This window comes from Arthrobacter sp. lap29 (assembly GCF_032458965.1).
Lineage (GTDB): Bacteria > Actinomycetota > Actinomycetes > Actinomycetales > Micrococcaceae > Specibacter > Specibacter psychrochitiniphilus.
Window position 1 is genome coordinate 343,028 of the sequence record NZ_JAUCEK010000004.1, and the last position, 25,960, is coordinate 368,987.

24 protein-coding genes and 1 tRNA gene are annotated in these 25,960 nt (G+C 60.6%); 16 read left to right on the forward strand and 9 right to left on the reverse strand.

The genetic code is table 11. The annotated features are described in order from the left end of the window. Positions 1-200: 200 nt before the first annotated feature. Positions 201-923, reverse strand: coding sequence for a hypothetical protein (locus RY113_RS09175; RefSeq protein WP_315914309.1), 723 nt, complete (start codon positions 921-923; stop codon positions 201-203). A 160-nt stretch (positions 924-1,083) separates the two neighbouring features. Here RY113_RS09175 and RY113_RS09180 point away from each other — a divergent pair, with 160 nt between their 5' ends. Further along, on the forward strand, positions 1,084-1,695 hold the full coding sequence (locus tag RY113_RS09180; RefSeq protein ID WP_315914310.1) for a hypothetical protein: 612 nt from the start codon (positions 1,084-1,086) through the stop codon (positions 1,693-1,695). Positions 1,696-1,764: 69 nt separating this feature from the next. On the opposite strand, the gene pcrA is transcribed toward RY113_RS09180, so the two are convergent. Then, the gene (pcrA, locus tag RY113_RS09185; protein ID WP_396334232.1) at positions 1,765-4,284 is read right to left on the reverse strand and encodes a DNA helicase PcrA; all 2,520 of its coding nucleotides are present in this window, start codon (positions 4,282-4,284) and stop codon (positions 1,765-1,767) included. Positions 4,285-4,393: 109 nt separating this feature from the next. After that, a complete protein-coding gene (locus RY113_RS09190) occupies positions 4,394-5,275 on the reverse strand; it encodes an inositol monophosphatase family protein (protein ID WP_315914312.1) in 882 nt (293 codons plus the stop codon). 32 nt (positions 5,276-5,307) lie between these two features. On the opposite strand from RY113_RS09190, the gene RY113_RS09195 reads away from it, so the two are divergent. From RY113_RS09195 to rarD, 3 genes are all read left to right on the forward strand, one after another. Beyond that, complete coding sequence (locus RY113_RS09195) at positions 5,308-5,934, forward strand: hypothetical protein (RefSeq protein WP_315914313.1); 627 nt, start codon at positions 5,308-5,310, stop codon at positions 5,932-5,934. Positions 5,935-5,983: 49 nt separating this feature from the next. Then, positions 5,984-6,055: transfer RNA gene (locus RY113_RS09200), tRNA-Arg, on the forward strand. Between the two features lie 71 nt (positions 6,056-6,126). Continuing rightward, entirely contained in the window at positions 6,127-7,080 is a 954-nt protein-coding gene (gene rarD, locus RY113_RS09205) for an EamA family transporter RarD (protein WP_315914314.1), read from the forward strand. Between the two features lie 56 nt (positions 7,081-7,136). Here the strand turns inward: rarD and RY113_RS09210 are convergent, their stop codons facing one another. Next, the gene (locus RY113_RS09210) at positions 7,137-7,886 is read right to left on the reverse strand and encodes an NUDIX domain-containing protein (RefSeq protein WP_315914315.1); all 750 of its coding nucleotides are present in this window, start codon (positions 7,884-7,886) and stop codon (positions 7,137-7,139) included. Between the two features lie 105 nt (positions 7,887-7,991). On the opposite strand from RY113_RS09210, the gene RY113_RS09215 reads away from it, so the two are divergent. The 4 genes from RY113_RS09215 to RY113_RS09230 all read left to right on the forward strand — a co-directional run bounded on the left by RY113_RS09215 (position 7,992) and on the right by RY113_RS09230 (position 10,898). Continuing rightward, on the forward strand, positions 7,992-9,041 hold the full coding sequence (locus tag RY113_RS09215; protein WP_315914316.1) for an SPFH domain-containing protein: 1,050 nt from the start codon (positions 7,992-7,994) through the stop codon (positions 9,039-9,041). Between the two features lie 4 nt (positions 9,042-9,045). Further along, positions 9,046-9,939 (forward strand): hypothetical protein, encoded by an 894-nt coding sequence (locus tag RY113_RS09220; RefSeq protein ID WP_315914317.1) that lies wholly within the window; start codon positions 9,046-9,048, stop codon positions 9,937-9,939. A gap of 48 nt (positions 9,940-9,987) precedes the next feature. Next, positions 9,988-10,323, forward strand: a complete 336-nt coding sequence (locus tag RY113_RS09225; protein ID WP_110104825.1) for a YnfA family protein — start codon at positions 9,988-9,990, stop codon at positions 10,321-10,323. Positions 10,324-10,487: 164 nt separating this feature from the next. Then, complete coding sequence (locus tag RY113_RS09230) at positions 10,488-10,898, forward strand: NUDIX domain-containing protein (RefSeq protein WP_315914318.1); 411 nt, start codon at positions 10,488-10,490, stop codon at positions 10,896-10,898. A gap of 76 nt (positions 10,899-10,974) precedes the next feature. Here RY113_RS09230 and RY113_RS09235 read toward each other — a convergent pair whose 3' ends face one another. Then, entirely contained in the window at positions 10,975-12,891 is a 1,917-nt protein-coding gene (locus tag RY113_RS09235) for an ABC transporter ATP-binding protein (protein ID WP_110104827.1), read from the reverse strand. Positions 12,892-13,164: 273 nt separating this feature from the next. Between RY113_RS09235 and RY113_RS09240 the strand changes: the two genes are divergently transcribed. The 4 genes from RY113_RS09240 (at position 13,165) to RY113_RS09255 (ending at position 16,009) form a co-directional block, all read left to right on the forward strand. Continuing rightward, entirely contained in the window at positions 13,165-13,977 is an 813-nt protein-coding gene (locus RY113_RS09240; protein WP_315914319.1) for an amino acid ABC transporter substrate-binding protein, read from the forward strand. 32 nt (positions 13,978-14,009) lie between these two features. Further along, complete coding sequence (locus RY113_RS09245) at positions 14,010-14,669, forward strand: amino acid ABC transporter permease (RefSeq protein WP_315914320.1); 660 nt, start codon at positions 14,010-14,012, stop codon at positions 14,667-14,669. Then, positions 14,656-15,456 carry an amino acid ABC transporter ATP-binding protein gene (locus RY113_RS09250; RefSeq protein WP_315914321.1) on the forward strand — a complete coding sequence of 267 codons (801 nt, stop codon included), beginning with the start codon at positions 14,656-14,658 and terminating at the stop codon, positions 15,454-15,456. The genes RY113_RS09245 and RY113_RS09250 overlap by 14 nt, the downstream gene beginning before the upstream one ends. A gap of 133 nt (positions 15,457-15,589) precedes the next feature. After that, entirely contained in the window at positions 15,590-16,009 is a 420-nt protein-coding gene (locus RY113_RS09255) for a hypothetical protein (RefSeq protein WP_315914322.1), read from the forward strand. A 3-nt stretch (positions 16,010-16,012) separates the two neighbouring features. Here RY113_RS09255 and fdhD read toward each other — a convergent pair whose 3' ends face one another. Continuing rightward, positions 16,013-16,846, reverse strand: coding sequence for a formate dehydrogenase accessory sulfurtransferase FdhD (gene fdhD, locus RY113_RS09260; RefSeq protein ID WP_315914323.1), 834 nt, complete (start codon positions 16,844-16,846; stop codon positions 16,013-16,015). Positions 16,847-16,913: 67 nt separating this feature from the next. Here fdhD and RY113_RS09265 point away from each other — a divergent pair, with 67 nt between their 5' ends. Both RY113_RS09265 and RY113_RS09270 read left to right on the forward strand, forming a co-directional pair. Beyond that, positions 16,914-19,247 carry an FdhF/YdeP family oxidoreductase gene (locus RY113_RS09265; RefSeq protein WP_110104958.1) on the forward strand — a complete coding sequence of 778 codons (2,334 nt, stop codon included), beginning with the start codon at positions 16,914-16,916 and terminating at the stop codon, positions 19,245-19,247. A gap of 651 nt (positions 19,248-19,898) precedes the next feature. Then, complete coding sequence (locus RY113_RS09270) at positions 19,899-20,612, forward strand: hypothetical protein (RefSeq protein ID WP_146212983.1); 714 nt, start codon at positions 19,899-19,901, stop codon at positions 20,610-20,612. 117 nt (positions 20,613-20,729) lie between these two features. Here the strand turns inward: RY113_RS09270 and RY113_RS09275 are convergent, their stop codons facing one another. The 3 genes from RY113_RS09275 to RY113_RS09285 are packed head-to-tail and all read right to left on the reverse strand — an operon-like array spanning position 20,730 to position 23,055. Next, positions 20,730-22,016: a molybdopterin molybdotransferase MoeA gene (locus RY113_RS09275; RefSeq protein WP_315914324.1), complete on the reverse strand. Its 1,287-nt coding sequence runs from the start codon at positions 22,014-22,016 to the stop codon at positions 20,730-20,732. Positions 22,017-22,026: 10 nt separating this feature from the next. Then, the gene (locus RY113_RS09280; protein WP_245932025.1) at positions 22,027-22,365 is read right to left on the reverse strand and encodes a DUF6457 domain-containing protein; all 339 of its coding nucleotides are present in this window, start codon (positions 22,363-22,365) and stop codon (positions 22,027-22,029) included. A 3-nt stretch (positions 22,366-22,368) separates the two neighbouring features. Continuing rightward, positions 22,369-23,055 carry an NTP transferase domain-containing protein gene (locus RY113_RS09285; RefSeq protein ID WP_315914325.1) on the reverse strand — a complete coding sequence of 229 codons (687 nt, stop codon included), beginning with the start codon at positions 23,053-23,055 and terminating at the stop codon, positions 22,369-22,371. Positions 23,056-23,229: 174 nt separating this feature from the next. Between RY113_RS09285 and RY113_RS09290 the strand changes: the two genes are divergently transcribed. Continuing rightward, a complete protein-coding gene (locus RY113_RS09290; RefSeq protein WP_315914326.1) occupies positions 23,230-23,910 on the forward strand; it encodes a TetR/AcrR family transcriptional regulator in 681 nt (226 codons plus the stop codon). Between the two features lie 258 nt (positions 23,911-24,168). After that, positions 24,169-25,848 carry an MDR family MFS transporter gene (locus RY113_RS09295; RefSeq protein ID WP_315914327.1) on the forward strand — a complete coding sequence of 560 codons (1,680 nt, stop codon included), beginning with the start codon at positions 24,169-24,171 and terminating at the stop codon, positions 25,846-25,848. The last annotated feature ends 112 nt before the right edge of the window (positions 25,849-25,960 follow it).

Below are 25,960 nucleotides of genomic sequence, written 5' to 3' on the forward strand. Positions count from 1 at the left end.
TAGTGATTTTGTGGGGGCGTTGACCCCTTCCACACATTACAGTCTCACAGGGAAAGCACATATTTTGCGTCGTGACCACCGTTGCGAGCCGTTATTCGCCTCACAATCAGGGCCTTTGGACGCACGACGGCGGCGTGTTCGGTAGCTTCTTCCGCTCACCTAGGGCGCACCTCGAGAATGTGCGGGTGAAACGGTAGGTGCTAGGAGGCGGTGGGGGTGGAGCCTGCCTGGGTGTCAGGCCCAAAGATTTCATATTTGCCGGAAGCTATGAAGAATCCAATCCCGTCCGCCAGGTTGGCGCAAGCCACGCCGTTATCCAAAGGAGCACAGCGGTATCCCTGCGATTCCATGGCCATGCCGGAGGCCAGTACGGGAATTGCGTCCATATCCGGGTTCGGTGTCCCGTCCACCCCGAAGGCGGCTTCCATGGCCGTGACCCCTGCCCGGCAGCCCCCATAGAGAGCCCGGTCCGGGAATAACAACGCGGTGCCACCTAGATAGCCGAGGTTGGTCCCGGCGCAGTTATCTGCAATATCCGCGGGGGCAGGCTGCGGGTAGCTGACCATGAGGCAGTTGGTCACAGGAATGATGGGGGCCGCCCCATTGGCCCTGTCACCATAGTTGTTGGGCTCCCACGGCTGGTTCAGATTCCCACCTTGAGAGGTGGTAAAGACGCAGGCTATGTTACGTGAATCGCTAATAAACTGTGGCAGTGCGGTACTTGTCACCCCGTCAGTGGGCTGCACAACGGGGGCAGCCTTGAGCCGTTCCAAGTAACTGGGCGGATCAGTGGGACCTGCATTCAAGGTGGGGACAGGGGGCGGATCCGGCACAGTGATGCTGCAGCCGGTGAGCACAGCTCCGGCAGCTGCTGCCAGTAAGAGGGCCGCAACGCGTGAAGCACGATGGAGGGATAAGACCATGGGATAAGTTTGCCGTATCCGGCACCGGCAGCCCAACCGGGTACCGGTTTCGCTTAGGCCCCCCGCGCAGACGCTGGCTATTTCTCCCACACTAAGACGTGCAATGAAAATAAGAAGCTGCTAGTTTGCAGTGCCGAGAGCTCCTGCATAATCTTTCAACATGTCTCAACTCATGAAATTCTCTGGCCTTACTCTTGCTCTTTCCCTTGCCTTGGTGGGGTGTTCAGCATCCTCGACAACTAAATCGTCGCAGCCCACACCAATCTCCGCGCAGACGCTGGAACGCTCAACGGCACCGGCAACTCCTGCTGCGGTTAAACCGGCGGCAGGCATCACGATCGAAGGAAAGGGCTACAGCTACGTTATTCCGCAAGGGTGGGCTGTTCCAGAAGACACGCCCGCTCCAGTGGGCATCGACACGTTTGCCGCAAATATGCGTGACACGGATGGTTTCGCCGACAACGTCAACGTGGTTCTTTCACCCGCTGGGGAAGTCCCTGCCGCAATAGTCGAGTCTCAAGGAGCCAAGGAACTCGAAAACGTCGGAGCCAAGGACGTGAAGGTGCGTGATCGGACCACCATCGCAGGATCGGAGTCGGTCCATTTGTCGTCAGTGTTCCCCAATGACCAAGGTGACTACCAGACCGAGCAGTTCTATTTCAACTACAAGAAGCAGACGTACATCCTCACGTTCTCCTTCAGCCCCACCGTTTCGGAAGCGGACCGTTTGGACGTGTACTCCTCGGTGCAGGCAACCTGGTCCTGGACCTGAGCAACTCCCGCACCGGCAGTCTCGCCGCATCGCAGTGGCGAGTCTGCCGGGGCTAATCCTCTTTGACTTCTAATCCTCTTTGACAAGAGGGGCATATCTGAGCAGTAGCCGCTTCTCCCCTATCTCAAAGCGCACTTTGGCCACCATCTTGTCACCGGCACCACTGATTTCCAGCACCACGCCATTGCCAAATGCGGTGTGGTTGACTTTGTCTCCCACACTGACCGAGACGACTTCCTTTTGTGGCTGCACACGCCCTGCCGCCGTGCGCGCAGAAATGCTGGGCGGCAGAACCCCTGAATCGCGGCCACCCACGGAGGTTCCTGCCCCCCAGGAGGACCCTGAATAGCGGCTGGTGCCAAAGTTTCCGGCCACCGGTGCCATGCGCGCAGTACCTTCACGCTTCCATTGGATAAGGTCCTCCGGGATTTCCTCAATGAACTGGCTGGCGGGGTTGTATTGGCTTTGACCCCACATGCTGCGCACTTCAGAGCGGGTGATGTACAGCCGTTTCCGGGCACGGGTCAGGCCCACGTAGGCCAGCCGGCGTTCTTCGGCAAGTTCCTTGGGGTCCGTGGCGGAGCGTGAATGCGGGAACAGCCCATGTTCTAGGCCCGTCAGGAACACCACCGGGAATTCCAGTCCCTTGGCGGTGTGCAACGTCATCAAGGTCACTACCCCCAACCGCTTGGCCTCGGCCACAGCCGCTGCCGCCTCCGCCTCGGAGCCACCGGGCGCATCAGGAATTTGATCGGCGTCCGCCACCAGAGAGACCTGCTCAAGAAATTCTCCGAGGGTACCTTCTGGGTTGTCAGTGCTAAATTCCCGCACGACGGCGACCAGCTCGGCCAGGTTTTCCACCCGCGACTCGTCCTGCGGATCAGTTGAGGTGCGCAGCGCTTCGAGGTAGCCGGTCTGTTCCAGTACCGCCTCTAGTGCAGTGGCAGGGGTGGAGGTTGAAGCGACTTCGCTCAAGTCCCCCATCATCTTCGCAAAGGCGTTAACAGCGTTCAGCGACCGTGAGGCAATTCCGGGCGCCTCCTCGGCACGCGCCATGGCAACGGAGAAGGAGACTCTTTCCCTTTCGGCCAGGGCCGCTACGGCTCCTTCGGCCCGGTCCCCGATCCCGCGCTTGGGTTCGTTGAGAATCCTGCGCAAGTTCACGTCGTCGTCCGGGTTGACCAGGGCCCGCAGATAGGCGAGGGCGTCCTTGATCTCCTTGCGCTCATAAAAGCGCGTGCCGCCCACCACGCGGTAGGGCAGCCCCACCCGAACCAGGATGTCCTCAATGGCACGGGATTGGGCGTTGGTACGGTAGAAAATTGCCACATCGCCGGGACGCAGATCCGTCTCATCCTGGAGCCTGTCAATTTCCTTGGCGATGAAGCGGGCTTCTTCGTGTTCGGACTCGGCCACGTAGCCAATGATCTTTTCACCGTCTCCCTCAGCCGTCCACAGGCGCTTTTCGCGCCGGTTGGGGTTGCGGGAAATCACGGCGTTGGCGGCGCTGAGAATATTTTGGGTGGAGCGGTAGTTCTGCTCCAACTTGATGGTGTCCGCGTTGGGATAGTCCTGTTCAAACTCCACAATATTGCGGATGTCAGCACCACGGAAGGCATAAATGGACTGGTCAGAATCACCCACAACCGTCAGTTGGGCTGGGGCAATGCCAGCGGGACCGCCGTCGTCAGGGCCAACAATTTCACGGACCAACGCATATTGGGCGTGGTTGGTGTCCTGGTACTCGTCCACCAAAACGTGGCGGAAACGCCGCCGGTAATATTCGGCAACGCCGGGGAAGGCACGGAACATGTACACGGTCTGAGCAATCAGATCGTCAAAGTCCATGGCGTTGGCCTGGCGCAGGCGTGAGGCATAGCCCTTGTAGACCTCGGCAACGGCGGCGGCGAAAGGCTCGTTGAAGTTGGTGCTGAGCGCGTTCTCTTCTTCATCGATGAGATCGTTTTTCAGAGCCGAAATCTTATGCATGATGGCTTTGGGTGCGAACTTCTTGGGATCCAGATCCAGCCCCTTGGTCACCAAGGTGATCAAGCGCAGTGAATCGGCGGAGTCATAGATGGAGAAATTCGAGTTCAGCCCAATGACCTTGGCCTCGCGCCGCAAAATCCGCACGCACGAGGAGTGGAACGTGGAAATCCACATGCTCTTCGCGGCATCACCAATCAGCGCCTCAATGCGTTCACGCATTTCCGCTGCAGCCTTGTTCGTGAACGTGATGGCCAGGATCTGACCCGGATGCGCCTGGCCCGTGGCCAGCAAGTAAGCAATGCGGTGGCTGAGCACACGCGTTTTTCCCGAGCCCGCCCCGGCAACTATGAGCAGCGGACCGCCGGTGTGGATCACGGCGGCTTCCTGCTGCGGGTTCATACCTTGCAGCAGTTCATCTGGATCAGGCCACTGCCGTGGCGCGGCAGCTTCCTGATGTTCCCAGGCCGGGCCGGTGCCTGCTCCCGCGAACTCCGGCATGTCAGCGCCGGGGTCTTCCTGCTCAAAGGGCGCCCACGCAGGGAGGCCAGCGCCTGGGCTACGCGTCGGCTTGGGCTTTTGGGGGTAAGGGTCAAACAACATATCCATGGTGCCATCTAGTCTAGTTGGCCCCACTGACAATCCCCTGCACACCCGAAAAAAGCAGTGGGTGCTGGGGTGCGGGGCGGGGCTCAAGTGCGCCTAACCGGACTCAGTGCGCGATGGCTCCGCCTTGCAGCGCCTGGGAAAGTTCGGCCACCGGCCCCGGCGGGCCTGCAACGAACCAGTCCAGCCCATTGACCCGCACCACGGCTGTGGCCCCACCGGCGGCTTCAACGATGCCTTTGCCGGGGAGCCAGTCCCAGGGCGGGACGCTGTGCTGGAACCACACACCCAACTCTCCCTGGGCCACCCGGGCCAGATCGCAGGAGCCAGCACCCAACATGCGCAATGTTGCGGGCAGTTCTGCGGCGCGCTGCCACGGCACGGCTGCCCGGGGCTGCGCCAACCAACTGGGGTGGATGTAGGTTGCGGCGGACAACTCTGCCAGGCTCGCCTGCGGATCCAGGACTATTCTCTCCCCATTCACTGACGTCTCTACAGTGGTCCCGCCCAGCCACAACTTGTTTTCCTCGTGCTGGAACACACCCCCCAGCAGCACCTCCGCAGTGGTGAGCGGGTCCGGCGTCGAACTTTCAGGGTGGCAATCAGCAGGGGAACCAGCGGGCGAGATGAGGTCCGGGAGCACCAAGGCCAGCGCCGTGCACCAATAGGAGGAGCCGCTGGCGAAGTTATACGTGCCATCCACGGGGTCAATAACCCAGCAGCGTCCGGAACTGCCAACATGTCCGGCGCCTTCCTCGCCCACAATCGAATCGCTGGCCCGGGCGGCGCGCAGGGCGTTGAAGATGTGATTCTCGGCAGCGAGATCCGCGGCCGTGGCAAAGTTGGAAATCTCGCCCTTGCACAGCATCCCGGCCCGCAGCTCGGTGCGTCCTTGCGCGCGGATGGAGAAAGCCAAGGACGCGGCCTCACGGAGGATCTTCGCCGCCAATTCGCTGTCGCTGAGCGCGGAGCTCTCAAGAAGTGCCATGGGGCAAGCCTAATCTAGGCGATAATGACATCATGGCTAAAACTCCCGCCCAGCGTGCTGCCAAGCATGGCACGGCTGCTACCCCTTCCACCGTACCGGTCATCAACAACAGCACCAGACGGACACCGCAAAAAGCGCAGGGAAACGTCAATCTGTTCCTGATTGCCAGTTCCGTGGCCAGCTTGTTCCTGTTTGCCTACTTCCATCTGCTGACGCTGAACCAGATGAAGGACCTGTCCGGTGGCCTGGCCATGCCGCAGTCCTTTGTGTTCGGTTTTGACATGGCCCATGTTGAGGCGTTGCGCCTTGCCATGGACGCCGATGCCCAGGGACAACTGAACTATGTTGGCAAAACTGCCGGAACCTTGTTCCCGCTGCTGTTCGCCATCACAGCGCTGACCATGATCGCCTCGAATGTGGCCAAGCGCCCGCTGCGGTGGGCACTCTGGGTGCTGCCGTTGGCTTTTGCCGCGATTTCCTTGTGGGCCAATGCCGCTGTGGATTCAATGATGGCCGCCCAGAAACTCGATCCAGGAGCCGTCACGATGGCTTCGGGGCTGGTCACGGCGTCATGGATGCTGCTCATTGCAACGCTTCTCGCCATTGGCCTGGCATTGTTCCTGGGACGCAAGAAAAAAGTCGCTCCGGCCGCCAGCTGAACACCGCCGTTTTATGCTTGACTACCTGTTCCGCTAGGCTTGGGGACGCGCCTCTGTAGTCCAATGGATAAGACAGCCCTCTCCTAAAGGGCAGATCCGGGTTCGATCCCCGGCGGGGGCACTTTTCATGCCCACACGCAGCGCGGCGGTGCCGGTCATTTTGCGGCGGTGTTCCAGAAAGTGAGAGGGGAAATGGTGCCGACTCACGCTGCATCCCATTCTGGCCGCGGCGTGGCCGTTTCTCTCATTGCTTCGGTTCTTTTTGCCGTCATCTTTTTGATGGCTGGTCTCCTGCCGGGGTGGGGTGCGCAGGAGATCTTTGGCTGGCGCGTGGTTCTGACCTTGGCCACCTTGGCAGTGATCCTGCCGTTTCTGCCGTGGGCTCGCACCGAATCCATAACCCTTTTTTCCCGCGTTCGACGCCGGCCAACCCTCCTTCTGCCCGGGGTGCTTGCCGCTGGGATTGTGGGAGTGCAATTGTGGCTGTTCATGTGGGCGCCACTGAACAATATGGCGCTTTCGGTGTCCTTCGGATATTTTTTGCTGCCTTTGACCATGGTGTTGGCAGGGCGGGTTTTCTTCGCTGACAAGCTCAACCCGCTGCGTAAGCTTGCTGTTGCTGCTGCTGTAGTGGGCGTTGCTCACGAGGCCTTTTCAGCTAACGGCCTGGCCTGGCCAACCCTAGTGGTGTGCCTGGGCTACCCCGTCTATTTTGTACTGCGGCGCAAGATTGGCTTCGATAATCTTCCTGCTTTTGCTGCCGAGCTGCTGATGATGCTACCTCTGGGCGTGTATTTCATTCTGGCCGGACCCCACGGTATTGGATCCGGTGCCGGTATTGGATCCGGTGCCGTGGAAGGTGCCGGTTCCGGCGGACTCTGGGTAGCGATCTCCATTGGTGTTCTGGGTGGCCTGGCCATGGCCTTTTACCTGCTCGCTAGCAAGTGGCTGCCCTTGTCATTGTTTGGGCTGCTGAGTTATGTGGAGCCGGTGCTGCTGGTGGGCGTCTCGATCCTCCTGGGCGAAACCCTTGGCTGGTCTTCACTACTGACGTACGGGCCCATTATGTTGGCGCTAGTGTTGTTGGGAGTAGATGGGCGGCGCAGCGCGCTGCCCGGAACGCCCGGAAGGCCCGGAAGGCCCTGAGTCCCGGCAGTCCCTTGAGTCCCAGAAGCCGCCGAATAGAAGCCCCCTAACAGGCGTCAGTCTTGGCCTGTTAGTGCCGCGGGACGCATCAGGGGCGGGTTGAGCACGGCGTGGGCGCAGGTTGCTCTAGTGGTGTGAGCCTGCGGAGCAAGCCGAAACAGGGCTGCCGGGCGCCCGGCTTCCCCCGTACTCATCTTTCCCGTATCCTCCAGAAATCCCGGCGTTCCGGTGGCCTTTCGGTGGAAGTTGCGCGGGTCCAGCTTTGTGTCCCATACGGCGTCATAGACCGCGCGCAGCTGGGCAATGGTGAATTCCGGCGTGCAAAAAGCGGCGCCCAGCGGTGAGTATTCCAGCTTGGACCTAGCCCGCTCCACGGCATCGCTGAGGATTTCTGCGTGATCGAAGGCCAGGGAATACTCACCGGCCAACACGTCCTTGACCGGGTACCAGCCGGCGCTGGCAGCGTCACTGCCGGGGGCAATAACGGGGAAGTTGGGAGCCAACAGCAGGTGCGCCACCGTCAGCACATCGCCGCGCGGGTCCCGTCCCTTCGGCCCATAGCTCTGCAATTGCTCCAAATATCCGGGCTGTTCCGCCACACCGGCTTCCTCTGCCAGCTCCCGGGTTGCTGCTTCGATCAGACCCTCCCCCGGCAGCACAAACCCTCCGGGCAGGGCCATGCTCCCCTTAAAGGGCTCTATGAGACGGGTGATCAACAGAACCTGTAATGCGCCGGCACTCACGGTGAGGGCAACAACGTCCACTGTCACAGGGAAGCGGGCCGGCTCCGGATATGAAGTATTCATGCCATCACATTAGATAATTATCGTCATATTGACAATAAATGGCGCAGGGGCTTAGAGTTTAGTTATCGTCAAGTTGACGAGAACTAAGAATACTTGGAGAACCTCATGGCCACCATCAAGCGCTACCCCTGGCTCAGCCACTTCCTCGGCAGCCCCACCGGCTACGTCATTCACTTACAGAAGGGCACCGTCCGGCATGAGGGTGTGGGCCAGGCGTTCTGGTTCCGGCCAGCCTCCTCCGTCCTGAGCGAGGTGCCTGTGGACGATCAGGAACTGCCTACGCTTTTCCACGCCATCACCCGGGACCACCAGGACGTCAGCGTCCAGGCGAATGTCACCTACCGCTTCAGTGATCCGGTCTCGGTTGCCAGCCGCCTGGACTTCGCACTGCAACCTGGCGGCGCCTCAACCGCTGCCGGACGTGAGCAGGTGGCAACCATCATTGGCCAGCTGTGCCAGAGCCATGCGATCGATCAGATTGCCGCCACAACTTTGGCCCAATCCTTGGAGCGCGGCGTCAGCGAGCTGCGCACCTTGTTGACAGGAGCACTTCAGGCCAATGCCCGGCTGCAGTCAACCGGCATTGAAATCCTGGGCGTGCAGGTTCTGGCAGTCCGTCCGGAGTCCGATGTTGAGCGGGCCCTGCAAACACCTGTCCGCGAACAGTTGCAGGCGGAGGCGGACCGGGCGGTGTATGAACGCCGGGCGGTAGCAGTGGAACGCGAACGGACCATTTCTGAAAATGAGATGGCGAGCAAGATTGAACTGGCCGCCCGCCGTGAAAACCTGGTTGCCCAGGAAGGCGCCAATGCCCGGCGCGAGGCGCAGGAACAGGCCGCCGCCAACCTCATCAAGGCCCACGCCGAAGCCGAACGCCAAGGCATCGGCGCCACGTCCGAGGCCAGCACGCTCCAGCTCATAGGCGAGGCAACGGCAGCGCGCGAGGCCGCCACCATGGAGGTCTACAAGAATATGGACCAGGCCACCTTGCTGGCCCTAGCCTTCCGCGAAGCCGCCGCGTCACTGCCAAACATCAATAACTTGACCATCACTCCAGATATCCTGAGCGGGGTTCTGGCAGGATTGTTCCAACCCGCCGGCAGCACTGCGGAGCAGCCCGGTTTGCCCAGCGGCTTGCCCAGCACAGGAAGGTAACACCATGGGATCTCCCCGCCTTGTCATCGTCCACCGGCGCACCGAATTTGCGGAGCTGCTCGATCGGCACGCCACCGTGGGCCAGGCTGAATTCTTCCTCCGCACCCGGGGGCGGCGTCTGCAAGATGTGCAGGAACGGCACACTTTCATCATGGCAGCACTGGATCAGGTACGTGCGGCAGCGCCTGCCGATTGGCGCCGCGCGGAGGTGGAGCGCACTGATCTGAGCCGCTTCATGTTTACCGAGGATGATGTGATCGCCGTGGTGGGCCAGGACGGGCTCGTGGCCAACACGGCAAAATATCTCAGCGGTCAGCCAGTTCTGGGCATCGACCCCGAACCGGGTGTGAACGCCGGCATCCTGGTCAGGCATTCCCCCGCATCAACCGCCGCACTGTTGGCCCGGATTGCAGCCGCTGACCCCTCCGCCGTGTCCTGCCAAGATCTGGCTATGGTGACGGCGCGGCTGGATGACGGGCAGGAACTCTCCGCCTTAAATGAGATCTTCATTGGGCACTCCTCCCACCAATCTGCCCGCTACCAAATTACGACGCCGGATGGCCGGCTGGAGAGCCAATCGTCCTCCGGGTTGATAGTTTCTACCGGAACGGGCGCCACCGGATGGTGCGCCTCAATAACGCTGGAACGCGGCGGGCGCACACTTCCCAAACCCACAGACCCATTGTTGGCGTGGTTTGTCCGCGAGGCCTGGCCGTCCCCTGCCACGGGCGCCTCCCTGACCGAGGGCGTGCTGGCTGCAGGCGAGTCCCTGCGCATCTGCGCCGCATCGGACCAACTCGTCATCTTTGGCGACGGCATGGAAAGTGACAGGCTAACAGCCTCTTGGGGACAGGAAATCACGCTCCAATTAGGTACCCGGGCGCTGCGCCTGCTGTAGTGTACCCGGCACAATTTCAGCAAGTGCCCGGCAAGGGATGATAGAGCCATGAGCATTGCGAAAACCATCATCTTGTTCGCCCTGGCTGCGGTTGCCGAAATTGGCGGAGCCTGGCTCATTTGGCAGGCCGTGCGCGAGGACAAGTCATGGTGGTGGGCTGCCTTAGGCGTCATGGCGCTCGGTGCGTACGGTTTCATTGCCGCCCAGCAGGCCGACGCCAACTTTGGCAGGGTCTTGGCCGCGTACGGCGGCGTGTTCATTGCCGGCTCGCTCATCTGGGGCATGGTGTTCGACAAGTTTTCGCCCGACCGCTGGGACGTGATCGGCGCCCTCATTGCGCTGCTCGGTGTCAGCGTCATCATGTTTGCCCCGAGAGCCGCCTAGCCATGCCCCGCCAACTCACTCCGCCATCCCGCCACCCCGCCGCCCTCTTTAGCGCTTTCTTGCCTGCCGTTCCCGGCGGCGCCGAACACGCACGTGCTTCAGATGTTGCCGCGGCCAGCGTCGGCAGGGTACGCGTCGTGGAGTTCCACGGTTAGGATCAACAGGTGAAAAATGTTCTCAAAGTTTCTGCCGTGTGTGTCTACGATCTCTCCGGGCGGCTCCTGACCGTCCGGAAACAGGGCACCACCAAGTTCATGCATCCCGGCGGCAAGCCGGAGCGCGGCGAAACTGCCCCTGAGGCTGGTGTCAGAGAACTGTCCGAGGAAGTCGGACTCCACCTTGCCGCCGTGGACCTTGAACTCATCGGTGTATGGACCGGCACGGCCGCCAATGAGGCCAATACCGACATTGAGGCAACAGTGTTCACCGCACCAGGTCGCTGGGACGCAGATGCAGTGATTCCGGCAGCCGAAATCGCGGAGCTGCGCTGGATGCACCTGGAAGCGGCTGCGGACTTCGATGACCTTGCCCCGCTCCTTACCGAGTACGTGCTCCCCCGCCTCCACAAGGCCTAAGGCACCTGGTGCATATCCGGTTACCCACCTTTTCTCACGGATCTATTCGGGCTGGATCTATTCGGGCTGGATCGATTCACGCTGGATCGGGTGAGGCAGACTGCGGTGAGCTGGCGTCGGCCACAGCCTCAACGGCTTGGGCAAACTGAGTGTCATGGAGCTCGGCGTAGCGCCCGCCCCTACCAATGAGCTCCTCATGCGTGCCGCGTTCTACTATGTTCCCGCCTTCAAGGACCAGAATCATGTCTGCGGCACGGATGGTGGAGAGCCGGTGCGCAATGACCAACGCTGTCCGCCCCTCAAGCGCCTCACCCAAGGCAATCTGGACGGCGGCCTCATTCGTGGAGTCAAGGGCGGCGGTTGCCTCATCCAAAATGACCACGGCGGGCTGCACCAGCAGCAGCCGGGCAATGGTCAGGCGCTGACGCTCGCCGCCGGAAAGCCGGTAGCCGCGCTCGCCCACCACGGTGTCCAAACCATCAGGCAGGGCCTGGGCAAACGCCGAGAGCCGGGCCCGGTGCAGCACATCCCAAATCTCCGCATCCGTGGCCGAAGGCTTGGCCAGGCGCAGGTTGGAACGGATCGACTCGTGGAATAAGTGCCCGTCCTGGGTGACCATGCCAACTCCGGCGCGCAGTCCGTCAAAGGACAGTTCCCGCACGTCAACGCCGCCCAAGCGCACGGTGCCAGAATCGACGTCGTACAGCCTGGAAAGCAGTTGCGCAATGGTGGACTTGCCGGCGCCGGAAGAGCCCACCAGCGCGATAGTTTGGCCTGGCTCGGCACGGAAGGAAATGCCATGCAAAACCTCCTCGCCCCCGCGGGTATCAAGCACGGCAACATCCTCCAGCGAGGCCAGCGAGACCTTGTCTGCGGAGGGGTACCCGAAGCGAACATTGCTAAATTCCACGCCCAGCGGACCGGCGGGCAGAGGAACGGTGGAGGGCTTTTCGGCGATCAGCGGCTTCAAATCGAGGATCTCAAACACGCGGTCAAAGCTGACCAGCGCGCTCATGATGTCCACACGGGCGTTGGCCAGCGCGGTGAGCGGGGCATAGAGGCGGGTCAACAGCAGGGCCAGCACCACGACGTCGCCCGCGTTAAGCGCGCCACCGATGGCCAAGGAGCCACCCAAGCCATACACGAGCGCAAGGGCAAGGGAGGAAACAAGCATCAGCGCCGTGAAGAACACAAACTGCATGACAGCTGTGCGCACCCCAATCTCGCGGACCCGGTTGGCCCGGGAAGCGAACTCTCGGGATTCCTCGGCCGGGCGGCCAAACAGCTTGACCAAGGTGGCCCCGGGTGCGGAGAAACGCTCGGTCATCTGCGTGCTCATGTCCGCGTTCAGGTCAGCAGCCTCGCGCCGCAACCCGGCCAGTGTGGCACCAAAACGGCGGGCCGGAATGAGGAAGATTGGCAACAGGACCAGCGCCAGCAACGTCACCAGCCACGAGGTGTTCAGCATGACAATCAGCGTCAAAATCAGCTGCACAGAGTTGGACACAATCCCGGACAGGGTCCCGGAGAAGGCCTGCTGGGCGCCAATGACGTCATTGTTGAGCCTGCTGACCAGCGCGCCCGTGCGGGTCCGGGTGAAGAACGCAATGGGCATTCGCTGGACATGGTCAAAAACGGCGGTGCGCAGGTCCAAAATGACGCCTTCGCCCAGATTCGCTGAAATCCAACGGATAATCAGCGACAACCCGGCGTCCAGCACCGCCACAATCGCAATGAGCACGGCCAGGCGCACCACCACGTCCACGGCGGTTTTAGCCACAATGGCATCGATGACCTGACCGGCCAACACCGGGGTGGCCACGGCCAGCGCTGCGGAGATCACCGACAGCACCACAAATATCAGCAGTTTCCGGCTGTAGGGCTTAGCAAAGAGGACTGTCCGGCGAAGCGTGTCCTTCGCAATTCCGCCGTTGGACTTGTCCGAACGCATGGTGCTCCAAAGTGAGCTCCAAGCCGCGCCTTCCATACTCATGCGTGTGTTCCTAATCATTAAGAGGTCAAGCTACAAGTTTAACCTCCGGGGCCGTCACAGAAATTCCCGGCACCTAATTCCTCTGCCAGCCCAGCCCAGCCAGACAAGGCAAGGAATTGCGTGAGTCAAATCACCTACGTCACAATTGCGTAATATACGGAAATATTTAGTCTTTGTTTATCCGTCCCCGGTGGTAGCGTCCACGTTATAGGCAGACCGTGGCCCACCCTTTTCACGGCACGCTTTAACTTCTCGACAAAGGAAACCCGCACCATGAATCGTCGCAGCCTTGGACTCGTTGGCATACTCGCAGCAGCTTCATTGGCCCTTGCAGCCTGCGGCGGCGGAACCGGAGGCGGCAGCCCGGCTCCGGGAACGGACACCTCGTTGAGTAGCATCAAGGACGCTGGCACCATCACCTTCGCCACCGAGGGAACGTATAAGCCCTTCAGTTTCCATGAGGGTGGCTCCGGCCCGTTGACAGGGTACGACGTCGATGTTGCCACGGCTGTTGCGGGCAAGCTCGGCGTTAAGGCCAAGTTTGAGGAGACCCAGTTCGATTCCATCTTTGCCGGCCTTGAAGCCAACCGCTTCGACGCCGTAGCCAATCAGGTGACCATTAACCCCGTCCGCCAGGAAAAGTATGATCTTTCCATCCCTTACACGGTTTCCCAGGGTGTCATTGTGGTCCAGGACAGCACCACGGACATCACCTCATTTGCCGATCTCAAGGGCAAGACTACCGCTCAGTCCTTGACCAGCAACTGGTACACACTGGCCACCGATTCCGGCGCCAAGGTTGAAGCCGTTGAGGGTTGGGCCCAGTCAGTGTCCCTTCTCAAGGATGGCCGGGTAAATGCCATTGTCAATGACAAGCTCACGTTCCTTGACTACCAGCACAGCAACCCGAACTCGGGCTTGAAGATTGCCGCAACCACCAAAGAATCCTCAGACTCTGCCTTCGCCTTCCGCAAAGGTTCCACGGCCCTGACTAATGCCGTCAACACCGCTTTGAAGGATCTCTCCGCAGACGGCACCTTGGCTAAGTTGAGCGAGAAGTACTTCGGTGCGGATGTCAGCAAGTAATCGGGTGGCAGACCGGAGATTAGAGTTCAGCCATGGACTTTAGTTTATTTTGGAGTTCCCTGGGACCGCTGCTCCTGGGCGCTATTCAGGGCACCATCCCGCTTACTCTGGCTTCCTTCGCCCTGGGGCTGATGATCGCCCTGGTGATCGCCGTGATGCGCATCAGCCCTAACAAGCTGGCCAGCGCAGTGGCTCGGGTCTACATCTCAGTTATTCGCGGGACCCCCCTGCTGGTTCAGTTGTTTGTTATTTTCTATGGTCTGCCTGCGGTGGGCGTGAAGATTGACCCGTGGCCCAGCGCCATCATCGCCTTCTCGCTGAATGTGGGAGGTTACGCGGCGGAGATCATTCGGGCCGCCATCCTCTCCGTGCCGCGCGGCCAATGGGAGGCCGGGCATATGATTGGCATGTCCCGGAACCAGGCCCTGGTGCGGATCATTCTGCCGCAGGCTGCGCGCGTATCCGTGCCGCCGCTGTCCAACACGTTCATCTCGCTCGTGAAGGACACGTCCCTGGCCTCGTTGATCCTTGTTACGGAGATGTTCCGGGTGGCGCAGCAGGTGGCCGCGTTCAGTCAGGAATTTATGTTGCTCTACCTCGAGGCCGCCCTGATTTACTGGGTCATCTGCCTCATCTTGTCAACGGCCCAAACCAGCGTGGAAAAGAGATTGGACCGCTATGTTGCCCACTGATTTTGCCCTTCAGGTCCGCGGCGTGACCAAGTCCTTCGGCGCCAATACAGTGCTGCGTGGCATCGATCTGGATGTGCCTCGGGGCAAGGTGGTGGCGCTGATTGGGCCTTCGGGGTCCGGCAAGACCACCATGCTGCGTTCCCTCAACGGCCTTGAAATGCCCGACGCCGGAAAAGTCACCGTGGGCGCCAGCATCACCACCGGGCGCCCCGCCCTCAGCGTTGATTTCGGCGACGCGGCACCATCGCAAAAGAGCCGCTCGCAGCAGCTATCCCAACTGCGCGACCGCAGCGCCATGGTCTTCCAGCAATACAATCTGTTTCCGCATATGACTGTCCTGCAAAATGTCATTGAGGGCCCCGTTCAGGTGCAGAAACGTCCCCGGGAGGAGGTCATTGCGGAAGCGGAGGCGCTGTTGGCCCGTGTGGGGCTTGCCGATAAACGTGACTCCTACCCTTTTGAGCTCTCCGGCGGACAGCAGCAACGGGTGGGGATTGTTCGTGCCCTTGCTTTGAAACCGCAGCTGCTGCTCTTCGACGAGCCCACCTCCTCTCTGGACCCCGAGCTGGTGGATGACGTCTTGGCCGTCATCAAAGAATTGGCAGAGGAAGGCTGGACCATGGTCATTGTCACCCACGAGCTGGCTTTTGCCCGGCAGATGGCCGACGAGGTGGTTTTCATGGACGGTGGTGTGGTGGTGGAACGCGGGCCCGCCAGCCAAGTGCTGCGCAAGCCGCAGGAGGAACGCACCCAGGCGTTTGTGCGCCGGCTGCTGCACGAGCTCTAAGCCGTTGGGTCCACAGCCGGACCCGTCGTTTTGTGCCGATTGCAGAGGCATCCGCTACCAAGAAATCCATCACGGACGAGCCGCCTAAGGTCTCGTCCAGAGACGCCAATTTCAGCCACTAACTGTAAGGGTGATGAATAGTATGTTGCGCAAGTTTGTCAGTCTCGTGCTTGTGGGACTTCTAACGTGGACCTTGGGCTCATGCGGTGCTGGCAACCCCCAGAAAGCCGGGGAATCCTTTGGCGTTGCGGCCACTGCTGCTCTCTACTCTGTTTCAGGTGTTGAGAAAAACAGCATCAGGTACACAGATCCCGGCGGCTTGGGCGCCACCGTCACGGCCAGAGTCACGGCTTCCCCGTCTGCTGATCTGGAAACAGTCATGGGCGATTCGCTCCGGGCATTCGCGGAATCGGCGGGTTCAATCAAACCGCTGGTCCCCGTGTATTTCTATGTTTTCCCGAAAGGCGCAGAAGAGAACGGCATCCGCCCTGATGCACTCGGTCTGGCTCAATCCCCCACCATGGATGAGATCCGCGAGTTCACGAACAGGTAGGGCTTAGCCCACGCGCCCTGGATGCGTGTAGATGTTCATGGTGGCGCCGCGGCTGAACCCCACCAAGGTCACACCACTGTTGTGGGCCAGTTCTACGGCCAAGGATGAGGGTGCACTCACGGCAGCGAGCACCGGCACCCCCGCCATCGCGGCCTTCTGGACGAGCTCAAACGAGGCTCGTCCCGAAACCTGCAAGATGGTGTTGCGCAGCGGCAGTTGTTTCTCCCGGAAGGCCGCACCCACCACTTTGTCCACGGCGTTGTGCCGCCCCACGTCCTCCCGGAGCGAGAGCAGTTCCCCGTCCGGGGCAAACAACCCTGCCGCGTGGACACCGCCGGTCTTCTCGAAGAGCTTCTGCTCCCCGCGCAGAACCTCTGGCAGGCCGGCCAGCACCGAGGCTGAGATCAGTACCTCATCCACGTCTGAGGTGAGCTTGAAGTGTGTTGACTTGTGCACGGCCTCAATGGAGGCTGTGCCGCAAATTCCGCAGGCACTGGAGGTGGTGATATGGCGCTGGGCCGAAGGTAGCGGCATGGCCACATCGGGGCGCAACTGGGCCTCTACAACATTGAAGGTCTGCTGCCCATTCTCATCCTCGCCAGCACAAAAACGCAGGGAAATCAGCTGTTCCGGCTCATAAATGAGACCCTCGGAGACAAGGAATCCTGCCACAAGGTCAAAGTCGTCGCCGGGGGTTCGCATGGTGACAGAAAATGATTCGTGGCCAAGCCGAATTTCCAGAGGTTCCTCCACAGCCAGCGATTCCTCACGCACAATACGGCGATTATCGGCCACACTGACCTTGGTGGCCTTGACTCTGCGGATGAGCCGTCCCATAAAAATCCTTTCAAAAAAACTAAAGCGTAAGATCTACACTAGATGCTCCACGATGAAGGGATCCATCATGGCTGGCAAAGCGCCCCAGGAAAACATTGACGAACAAAAGCTCTCCGTTGGCAAAGTGCAAAAGAAGGCCGTGGGCATTCCCGGCATTTTGCACTCCATGGAGGTCTCACTGAACCAAATGGGTGCACTCCGCACGGCTCAAACCCTGTTAAAACTCAATCAGAAGGACGGCTTCGACTGTCCAGGTTGTGCTTGGCCGGATCCGGACAAGCGGCACACGGCAGAGTTCTGCGAAAACGGTGCCAAGGCGGTAGCCGAGGAAGCCACGAAGAGGCGCGTGCCGCCGTCGTTCTTTGCAGAGCACAGTGTGAGCGAGCTGCGGGAATGGGATGACTTCCGGCTGGGCCAGCAAGGCCGACTCACTGACCCCATGTACCTGGCCGAGGGCAGCGATCACTACGTCCCCGTCACCTGGGAGAGGGCGCTGGGGATCCTTGCGGATGAACTCAAGGCGCTGGCGGACCCCAATGAGGCCATCTTTTACACCTCGGGACGCACCTCCAATGAGGCGGCGTTCCTGTACCAGCTCATGGTGCGCGGGCTGGGTACCAACAACCTGCCGGATTGCTCCAACATGTGTCACGAATCCAGCGGATCTGCCCTGACGGAGACCATTGGCATTGGCAAGGGTTCGGTGTCACTGGAGGATATGTACAAGGCCGAGCTGATCATCATCGCTGGTCAAAACCCGGGCACAAACCACCCCCGCATGCTCTCTGCGCTGGAAAAGGCCAAGAAAAACGGGGCTGTCATTGTGGCCGTGAACCCGCTCCCCGAGGCGGGGCTCATGCGCTTTGAGAACCCGCAAACTATTCGTGGACTCGTGGGCGGCGGCACCGCCTTGGCGGACGATTTTCTGCAGATCAAGCTTGGTGGAGATCAGGCGTTGTTCCAAGGTCTGGGCAAGTTTCTGCTCGAGGAACAGCGCCGTCCGGGCTCACCCAATACCGGCCGCGTCTTTGACACCGCGTTCATCGAGAGCCACACCACAGGCCTGGAAGACTATATAGCACAGCTGGATAAAGTGAGCTGGGAGGAGATCGTCACAGCAACAGGCCTCACCGAAGCGCAGATCCGCACCACCGGCGAACGTCTCATTGCGTCCAAGGCAACCGTGGTCTGCTGGGCCATGGGGCTGACCCAACACAAGCACTCGGTGGCCATGCTCCGTGACGTTGTCAACGTGCTGCTGCTGCAGGGCAACATTGGTAAGCCCGGCGCCGGTGTCTGCCCCGTCCGCGGTCACTCCAACGTCCAGGGCGATAGGACCATGGGCATTTTTGAGCGCATGCCAGCCTCCTTCCTGGATGCGCTCGACGCAGAATTCTCCTTCGCCTCTCCGCGCCCAGACGGCTTTGATACCGTGGCCGCCATCGAGGCGATGCGTGATGGCAAGGCTGGAGTCTTCGTAGGCATGGGTGGTAACTTTGTCCGTGCCACACCGGATTCTTCAGTCACCGAGGCCGCCCTGAACAAGCTCTCCCTGACGGCGCAAATCTCTACCAAACTCAATAAGTCCCACCTGATCACGGGCCGCTCGGCGCTTATTCTGCCCACCCTGGGCCGCACCGAGCGCGATACCCAGGCCAGTGGCGATCAGCGCGTCACAGTGGAGGACTCCATGAGCGCCGTACACGCCTCACGCGGGCGTCTCACACCGGCGTCGGGCATGCTGCTCTCCGAGGTGGCCATTGTCTGCCAGCTTGCCAAGCTGCTGTTTTCCACAGACGACGGCGGCACCCGTCCCAATGCGCCCGTGGCCGACTGGGAAGCGCTAGCAGGGAACTACAGCCTGATCCGCTCCCACATTGCTGCAGTAGTGCCCGGATTCGAGGACTTCGAGGCGAAGATCGACGTGCCCGGCGGCTTTGTGTTGCCGCACGGCCCGCGTGATTCCCGCACCTTCACCACAGATTCCGGCCTGGCACATTTCACGGGCAATGAGATGGAGTACCCGCGGGTTCCGGAAGGGCGGCTGCTGCTGCAGACCCTGCGCTCCCACGACCAGTACAACACCACCATTTACGGCAAGGATGACCGCTACCGCGGCATCAAGAACGGACGCCGCGTGGTGTTCGTGAACCAGAAGGATCTGGACACCTTCGGCCTTGCCGACGGCGCCATGGTTGATCTGGTCTCCGAGTGGAAGGACGGGGTGGATCGCCGCGCCCCGGGCTTTCGTGTGGTGGCGTATTCCACGCCCGTGGGCTGCGCCGCAGCGTACTATCCCGAGACGAATGTGCTGGTTCCACTGGATTCAAAGGCCGATGTCAGCGGAACTCCCACGTCAAAGTCAGTGGTGATCCGGCTGGAGCCAGTCGCCACCGATTGAGCCCGTCACCGCTGATTCAGCCCGCCGGAATCAGCGCCCAGCGCTGTTTGTTCCCGCCGGAATCAGGGCCCAGCGCTGATTGAACCCACTGGAATCAGGCCAGTGGATCGTGGGCAGCACTGTCCTAGTGCTCACACTCGCCATTTCTTCCCGTTCCGCCCCACTCCGCCAGCATTCCTCCATTGATCCGTGAGAAAAGGTCGCTTTCACGGGTGAGAGCGACCTTTTCTCACGGATCAATTTCGGATAACGGCGACTCGGGCTTCGGGCATCTCTCCCTTCTTTCCTCCACAGCAGCAGCGCTTTGCCAAGTGATGCACAAAAGCCACGAGCTAGCTGGGATGCGCCGCCTAAATGGTCCTCAATAAGGACATGAGAAATCCACAGCAGCTCCCCTGGAACCTAGCCGGGAAGCCATTCACACTGACTCAAGCCCGCCAAGCCGGTATAAGCCGAGGTAGAACCCGGGCCTCAGACCTGTGGACACCATGCCGGGAAGTACGTATGCCTCAAGGCATGAACGTTAGCCTCCTTGATAGCTGCCGGGCCATCACGTCCGTGACTAACTCAAGTCTCATCAGCCACATCACAGCAGCAAAGCTTCATCAATTCCGGCTCCCCCTCCGGTATCTCACTAATGAAGAGATCCACTTGTCCAAGAATCTTGGACAAGGCAGACCACAGCGCAGCCGAGTTCACGGTCATGAGCTGTCCCTGACCGCCCGTGATTACGCCATGGTTGAAGGTATTCCCGTCACATCCGTTCAAAGAACGCTGGTGGACATTGCAGCAATTCTCACGGTCAATGAACTGGTTGCTGTTGCCGACCAGATCGTTTGTGCCCATAACCTGCATTTTGGTCCCAGAAAGCTCCCGCTAGTGGAAATCAGTGAACTGAATGCGTACATTGCCCAGCACCCACACCAGCGCGGCATACGCACGCTCACGGCAGCCATGAAGCTGGTGCGGGTGGGCGCAGATTCAGCACCGGAGACCCAGCTCAGGCTGTCCATCCAACGTTCAGGGCTCCCAGAATTCATCTGTAACTTTGAAATTAGGGATAATGCCGGGAACCCTAAAATTGCTCCAGATTTGTCATGCCCTCGGTACCGTACGTGCGCAGAATATGATGGCGCACATCATCTAAGTGCCGAACAACAATCAAAGGACCATGACCGCAACTTTCTCACCAGTACGCTGGGGTGGCACCAGGCCGTGATCAACAAGAACGATATGGGAAATGGCGCCCGAGTCGCAATTATCAAAATAGCGCGGATGCTAGTTCTCGGCGGGTGGAATGATCCGGAAAATTTGGCCAAAGGCTCACTGCTTGGCCAGCTGCATGTCCGCAAGGACGTCTTCTGAGAATTCACCCGTGAGAAAAGGCTGCTCTAGCCCCACAGAGCAACCTTTTCTCACGGGTCAATGCAGCGCTGGGCGCTCATCCAGCCGGGCAAGCGAATTCGACTTCCGTGACGGTGTTTACTTCCACGGCAGGTGCATGGCAGGCAAACTCTCACCCATCTTGGCTCCGTGCGGCAACACCGCCATGAGGCCATCGGCCGCTGCGAGTCCGCGCATCATGGCGGAGTCCGTATGGGCACAAGGTGAGGCCAGGCCGTACACCAGCCGGTAGGGCATGAGCCGGGTGGGCCCGTGGAATTCTTTGATGGGCGCTCCACACCGCACCTCTGTCAACGCAGGCTTCGCCATACTACCGAGCCGCGCCAGCAGCGGCGCTCCCAAGGTCATGAGCCCCACCATGGCCGCCAACGGGTTCCCCGGCAAGCCTACAATGAAGCGCCCATCCGGCAGTTCCGCCAGCAGGGTGGGGTGTCCGGGACGCATGGCGATCTGCGGGACGTGAAAAATTCCGCCCATGGCCGTGATGGCTGCACGCAGGAAATCGGCGCTGGAATGTCCTGTTGCGCCCGTGGTAATTACGACGTCGGCCGGGTCCTCTTCGTCGTCGGCCAGCGCATCCAGCATGGAGACAAGGTTATCTGCGGCCCGTTGCAGGCCCACTACGGTACCGCCCAGTAGGCTGACCACGGCGCCCAGCTGAGGCGAGAAGGCATCCCGTACAAAACCAGGTTCAGGCACTCCTGCGGACACCACCTCATCTCCCGTCAGGACAATCTTGACGGCGGGCCGCCCCATCACGGGAAGTTCGTCGAGTCCGCCCAGGGCGGCCAGTGATACGTGTGCCGGGTTCAGCATGACTCCTGCCTTGATCAGCAATTCCGCTTCAGCAGCCTCCTGACCAGCAGGGCGGATGTGCTGGCCGTTTTTTGGCTCTCCCGGACGGGCACCAGCCCCACGCACCAAAATCGGCAGGCCATCCTCGTCGGTGGAGATCTCGCCCGATTCGCTGCGCAGCACAGCCTTGGCGCCGGGAGGAATCAGCCCACCGGTGACTATAGGTGCGGCCTGCCCCGGGGTGATCCGACTGCCCTTCTCGGCCAGAATCCATGGCGGACTCCCCGCAACCGCCCACCCATCCATGGCTGAGGATGCATAGTGTGGCATGGCGTGGCAGGAGACTACATCTGCCGCGAGAATTCGCCCCACAGCCAGTGCGAGTGGAACAGTGTGGGCAGCCAAAGGACGGGCCACACTCCACGCGTGATCGCGGGCTTCGATCCACGTAAGGGGCAGCGCCCGCGACTTCGCAGCCTGCGCGGCAACCCCCTCAGCGGCTGTTGCCTGGGCAACCCCCTCAGGGGCATCTCTGGCAACCTCCCCGGCTGCCATACTGGCACGATTCATCTTGGTCGCCCTATTGTCCTGCGGAGTCAGTGGAGTCAGTAGCGCCTGCGGAGTCAGTGGCGCCAGTGGCGTCTTCAGCCGCGGGCGCCTGTGCTGCCGCCAACTGCTTCGCCATCCGAAGAGTTACCTTCATGGCTGCCTCCTCGGTGGCCTGGCCCGAACCTGCTGCCAAACCGGCAGCCAACCCGGCAATGAAGGTGGTCAGCGGTGCTGCCGGACGCACGATTGAATGCGCCGCAACCCCTGCCACGTTTAAGACAGCGTGCACGTCGACCTCAAGGTCACCAATTTCAAAGGCATCCAGCAATGTATGCGTCCACTTTTGCAATAATTCGTCGTGATCTTCCAACGCTCATCCTTCCGCAGCGGGCGGCCCGGCCGCGATCCCCTGCGAACGGGCGTCCGCCCAAGTATCAATGTCTGCCGTCAGCTGCGCTGGTACAGCAACCTCCAACATGTTCAGCCTAGCAATCAGGGAGAAAACCGAAGCATTCTCCAGTCTGTGTGATGCCCGCGCCGCATCAGCCGCCGCACGTAGTTCCGCCAGCGGGTAGATGGCCGCCAACGGCTGCTGCTTGCCCGCAGCCACAGCCATGACCCCCTCACCGGGCGAACAATCAGCAAGTTTTGCCACCAAAAGACGTGCCACCTCGCCAGCATGGGGCATGTCGCAGGCAAGGACTAAAACATGCCCGGACTCTCCTGCCAAAGCTCCTGTACCCGCAGCAATGCCGGCCGCCGGACCGCAATAGGGCGGGTTCTCCTGCACCGCCACCGCCTGCCCGCGGTGTTTGGCAGTTGCCAGCCAGCCAGCAATCTTCTCCACTGGACCCACGACGGCGATGCCACCGTCGCCTTTTCCTGCCCCGGACGCCGTGGTCCGGTGGGCTGCGATGACGCACGCGGCAGCGTCCACCGTGCGTGCCAGTAGCGTTTGTTCCTCGAGCATGAGCCCCGCTTTGGCCACCCCGCCCAGTCTTCGCGAGAGTCCGCCGGCCAGGATCAGGGCGTGCAAATCTCCTCCGTCAATGTCAGTCATGGGGCCATAGTATCGGCACTGAGCAGCTGAGAATTCTCCACACCCTCAAGAGCTCAGCGAAAAATGAAAAAGTATTTGTGCACTCATTGCAAATTTGCAGGAACTGCAATTATTCTGACTTTGTGCCCAACGGAACAGCGTGGCACAGACTGCGCACCTTATTTTGGAGCCGTCATGAAAATTGATCTGCCGAACCACACAGCATCTCAACTCTGCTCCGATGATGATTCCGATCAGCATTCTTTGCGGAGTAGAAAACGTGCCGCGACCCGCCTCACCATTCGCCGCGAAGCCATTGCACTGGGACTAGCCCACGGCTATGAAAACGTCACAGTGGAGATGATCTGTGCCGCAAGTACCGTCTCCCCGCGCACCTTCTTCAACTACTTTGGCAGCAAGGAAGGCGCCTACATTAGTGCCCATAAGCCACTGCCCACGGCGCAACAACACAGGGACTTCGTGGAAGGCGCCGGGCCCAGTGTGTTCCGTGAACTCTTTGAACTCATCTGCGGCACCTTCCTCGCAGCGGAAACGGATCTGGAACTGTTCCAGGGCAGGCACCGCCTCATCTACCAAACACCCGAGCTGCTAAATAGGGAAAAGTCCCGCATCAGTGAAATGGAAGAAATCTTTGCGGGGTACGTTCTGGAGCGTTTCCAGCACGAGGGGCGCAGCACCACGGACACCCCGGATCTCGAGGACGAGGCGCATATGGTGGTTGCCCTGGCCTCCGGGGCTCTGCGGTTTGCCTTGCAAAAATGGGTTGCTGGCAATTTCACCGCGACTAGGGAAACACTCATGCGCACCACCTCCGCACTGATCCAGCGGGTCACCACCAACGAACACTGGCCCTGAGCACTCAGGCGCCCGCCGCCTGGCCCGCCCCACACCTGAGGCGCCCTGCACTTCCGGGGCACTGCACTTCCGGATCCACTCACTTCCGGGCGCACTGCACTTCCGGATCCACTCACTTCCGGGGGCACTGCACCCCTTGAGCACCGCCCCCAACGCAAAGCCGGCGTGACCGGCCAAGGCGACGGCACGGCGTCGTACTACTTTTGACAATAGATACCCAAAAACTCCTGCACATCATCCGGCCGCTAGGAATCAGCCATGACTTCAACTACCAAAATTGTGAATCCCCCCGCAGCATCGGATCGCCGCAGCATTCTCCTGGTTTTCGCAGGACTGATGTTGACCATGCTGTTGGCCTCCCTTGACCAAACAATTTTCAGCACGGCGCTTCCCACCATTGTTGGCGAGCTCAATGGCGTCAACGAGATGCTGTGGGTCATCACGATCTACATTTTGGCCTCCACCATCATGCTTCCCATTTACGGCAAACTGGGCGATCTCATGGGCCGTAAAGGCCTCTTCATTGGGGCCATCTCAGTGTTCATTCTCGGTTCGATCGTGGGCGGTCTGGCACCTGACATGACGTGGCTGATCATAGGCCGCGGTGTTCAGGGCCTCGGTGGCGGCGGTTTGATGCTGCTCTCTCAAGCCATCATTGCCGATGTTGTTCCCGCCCGTGAACGTGGCCGGTACATGGGTATCCTAGGTGGCGTGTTTGCCCTATCCTCGGTGGCCGGGCCGCTGCTGGGTGGCTGGTTCACCGACGGGATCGGCTGGCGGTGGGGCCTGTGGATGAACATCCCGCTGGGCTTGCTCGCCATTGTCTGCGCCATCTTCTTCCTGCGACTGCCGGCCCATCCAAAGGTTAAGGTCCGTGTGGATGTGGCTGGCATGGCACTTCTTGGCATCACCTCCACGCTTCTGGTACTGGTCAGTACGTGGGGCGGCACCAAGTACAGCTGGGGTTCCCCGCAGATCATTGGTATGAGTGCAGGCACGGTACTTGCCGCCTGCCTGTTCGTCTGGGTGGAGAGCAGGGCTGAGCATCCCATCATGTCACTGCACCTCTTCAAGGACCGCAACTTTAACCTAACGACGGCGGCCGGGCTCATCACCGGAATTGCCATGTTCGGCACACTGGCCTACATGCCCACGTTCTTGCAGATGGTCACGGGAGCCAATGCCACCCAGGCAGGCTTCCTCATGATCCCCATGATGGCTGGCTTGCTGGTCACCTCGATCCTGTCGGGGCAGATCGTCAGCCGCACCGGGCGGTACAAGTGGCTCCCTGTTGCGGGCATGTTCATTGTGGCTATTGCCTTGGTACTGCTCTCCACCATGTCCGCCACCATGGAGGTCTGGTTGATCTGCTGCTACCTGGCCCTTATGGGAATTGGACTGGGCACCTCAATGCAGATTCTGGTGTTGATTGTGCAAAACCAGTTCCCCAACTCGCAGGTTGGCATGGCCACCGCATCCAACAACTACTTCCGCCAGATCGGCGCTTCGCTGGGTTCTGCCGTGGTGGGGAGCCTCTTTGCTCACAGGCTGGCAACACTGCTGACAGAGCGTATCCCGGCTGGCGCGTCCGGCGGCAGCGGTAGCACCGGCATCAACTCTCTGACACCGGCTATAGTACGGGCGCTGCCTGAGCAATTGCGCACCGTGGTGATCGGCTCCTACAGTGACGCGCTGACACCCATCTATGTTTACATGGTGCCGCTACTTGTGCTGGCCGGAATCCTGTTAATGTTCGTCAAGGAAATTCCGCTGGCCACCTCCATCCACCATGGCGGACCCGCCGAGGATGCCCAAGGCAGGGATGGGGTGGGTGCACACGGCGCCGACGCTGAGGGTGCCGGTCCGGAGGGTGCCGGTCCGGACGCTCTAGACGTGCCGGATCAGGAGCTCACTGTTCATCGCATACTCCCGGCTTAGACGCGCGGAATACTTCCCAGGTAGCCGGATGCTCACAGCGCTCGAATATTCAGGGACCGCGGGTACTCCCCGGATAGACGAGGGATTAAATGCCAAAGCCCCGTCGAATGAC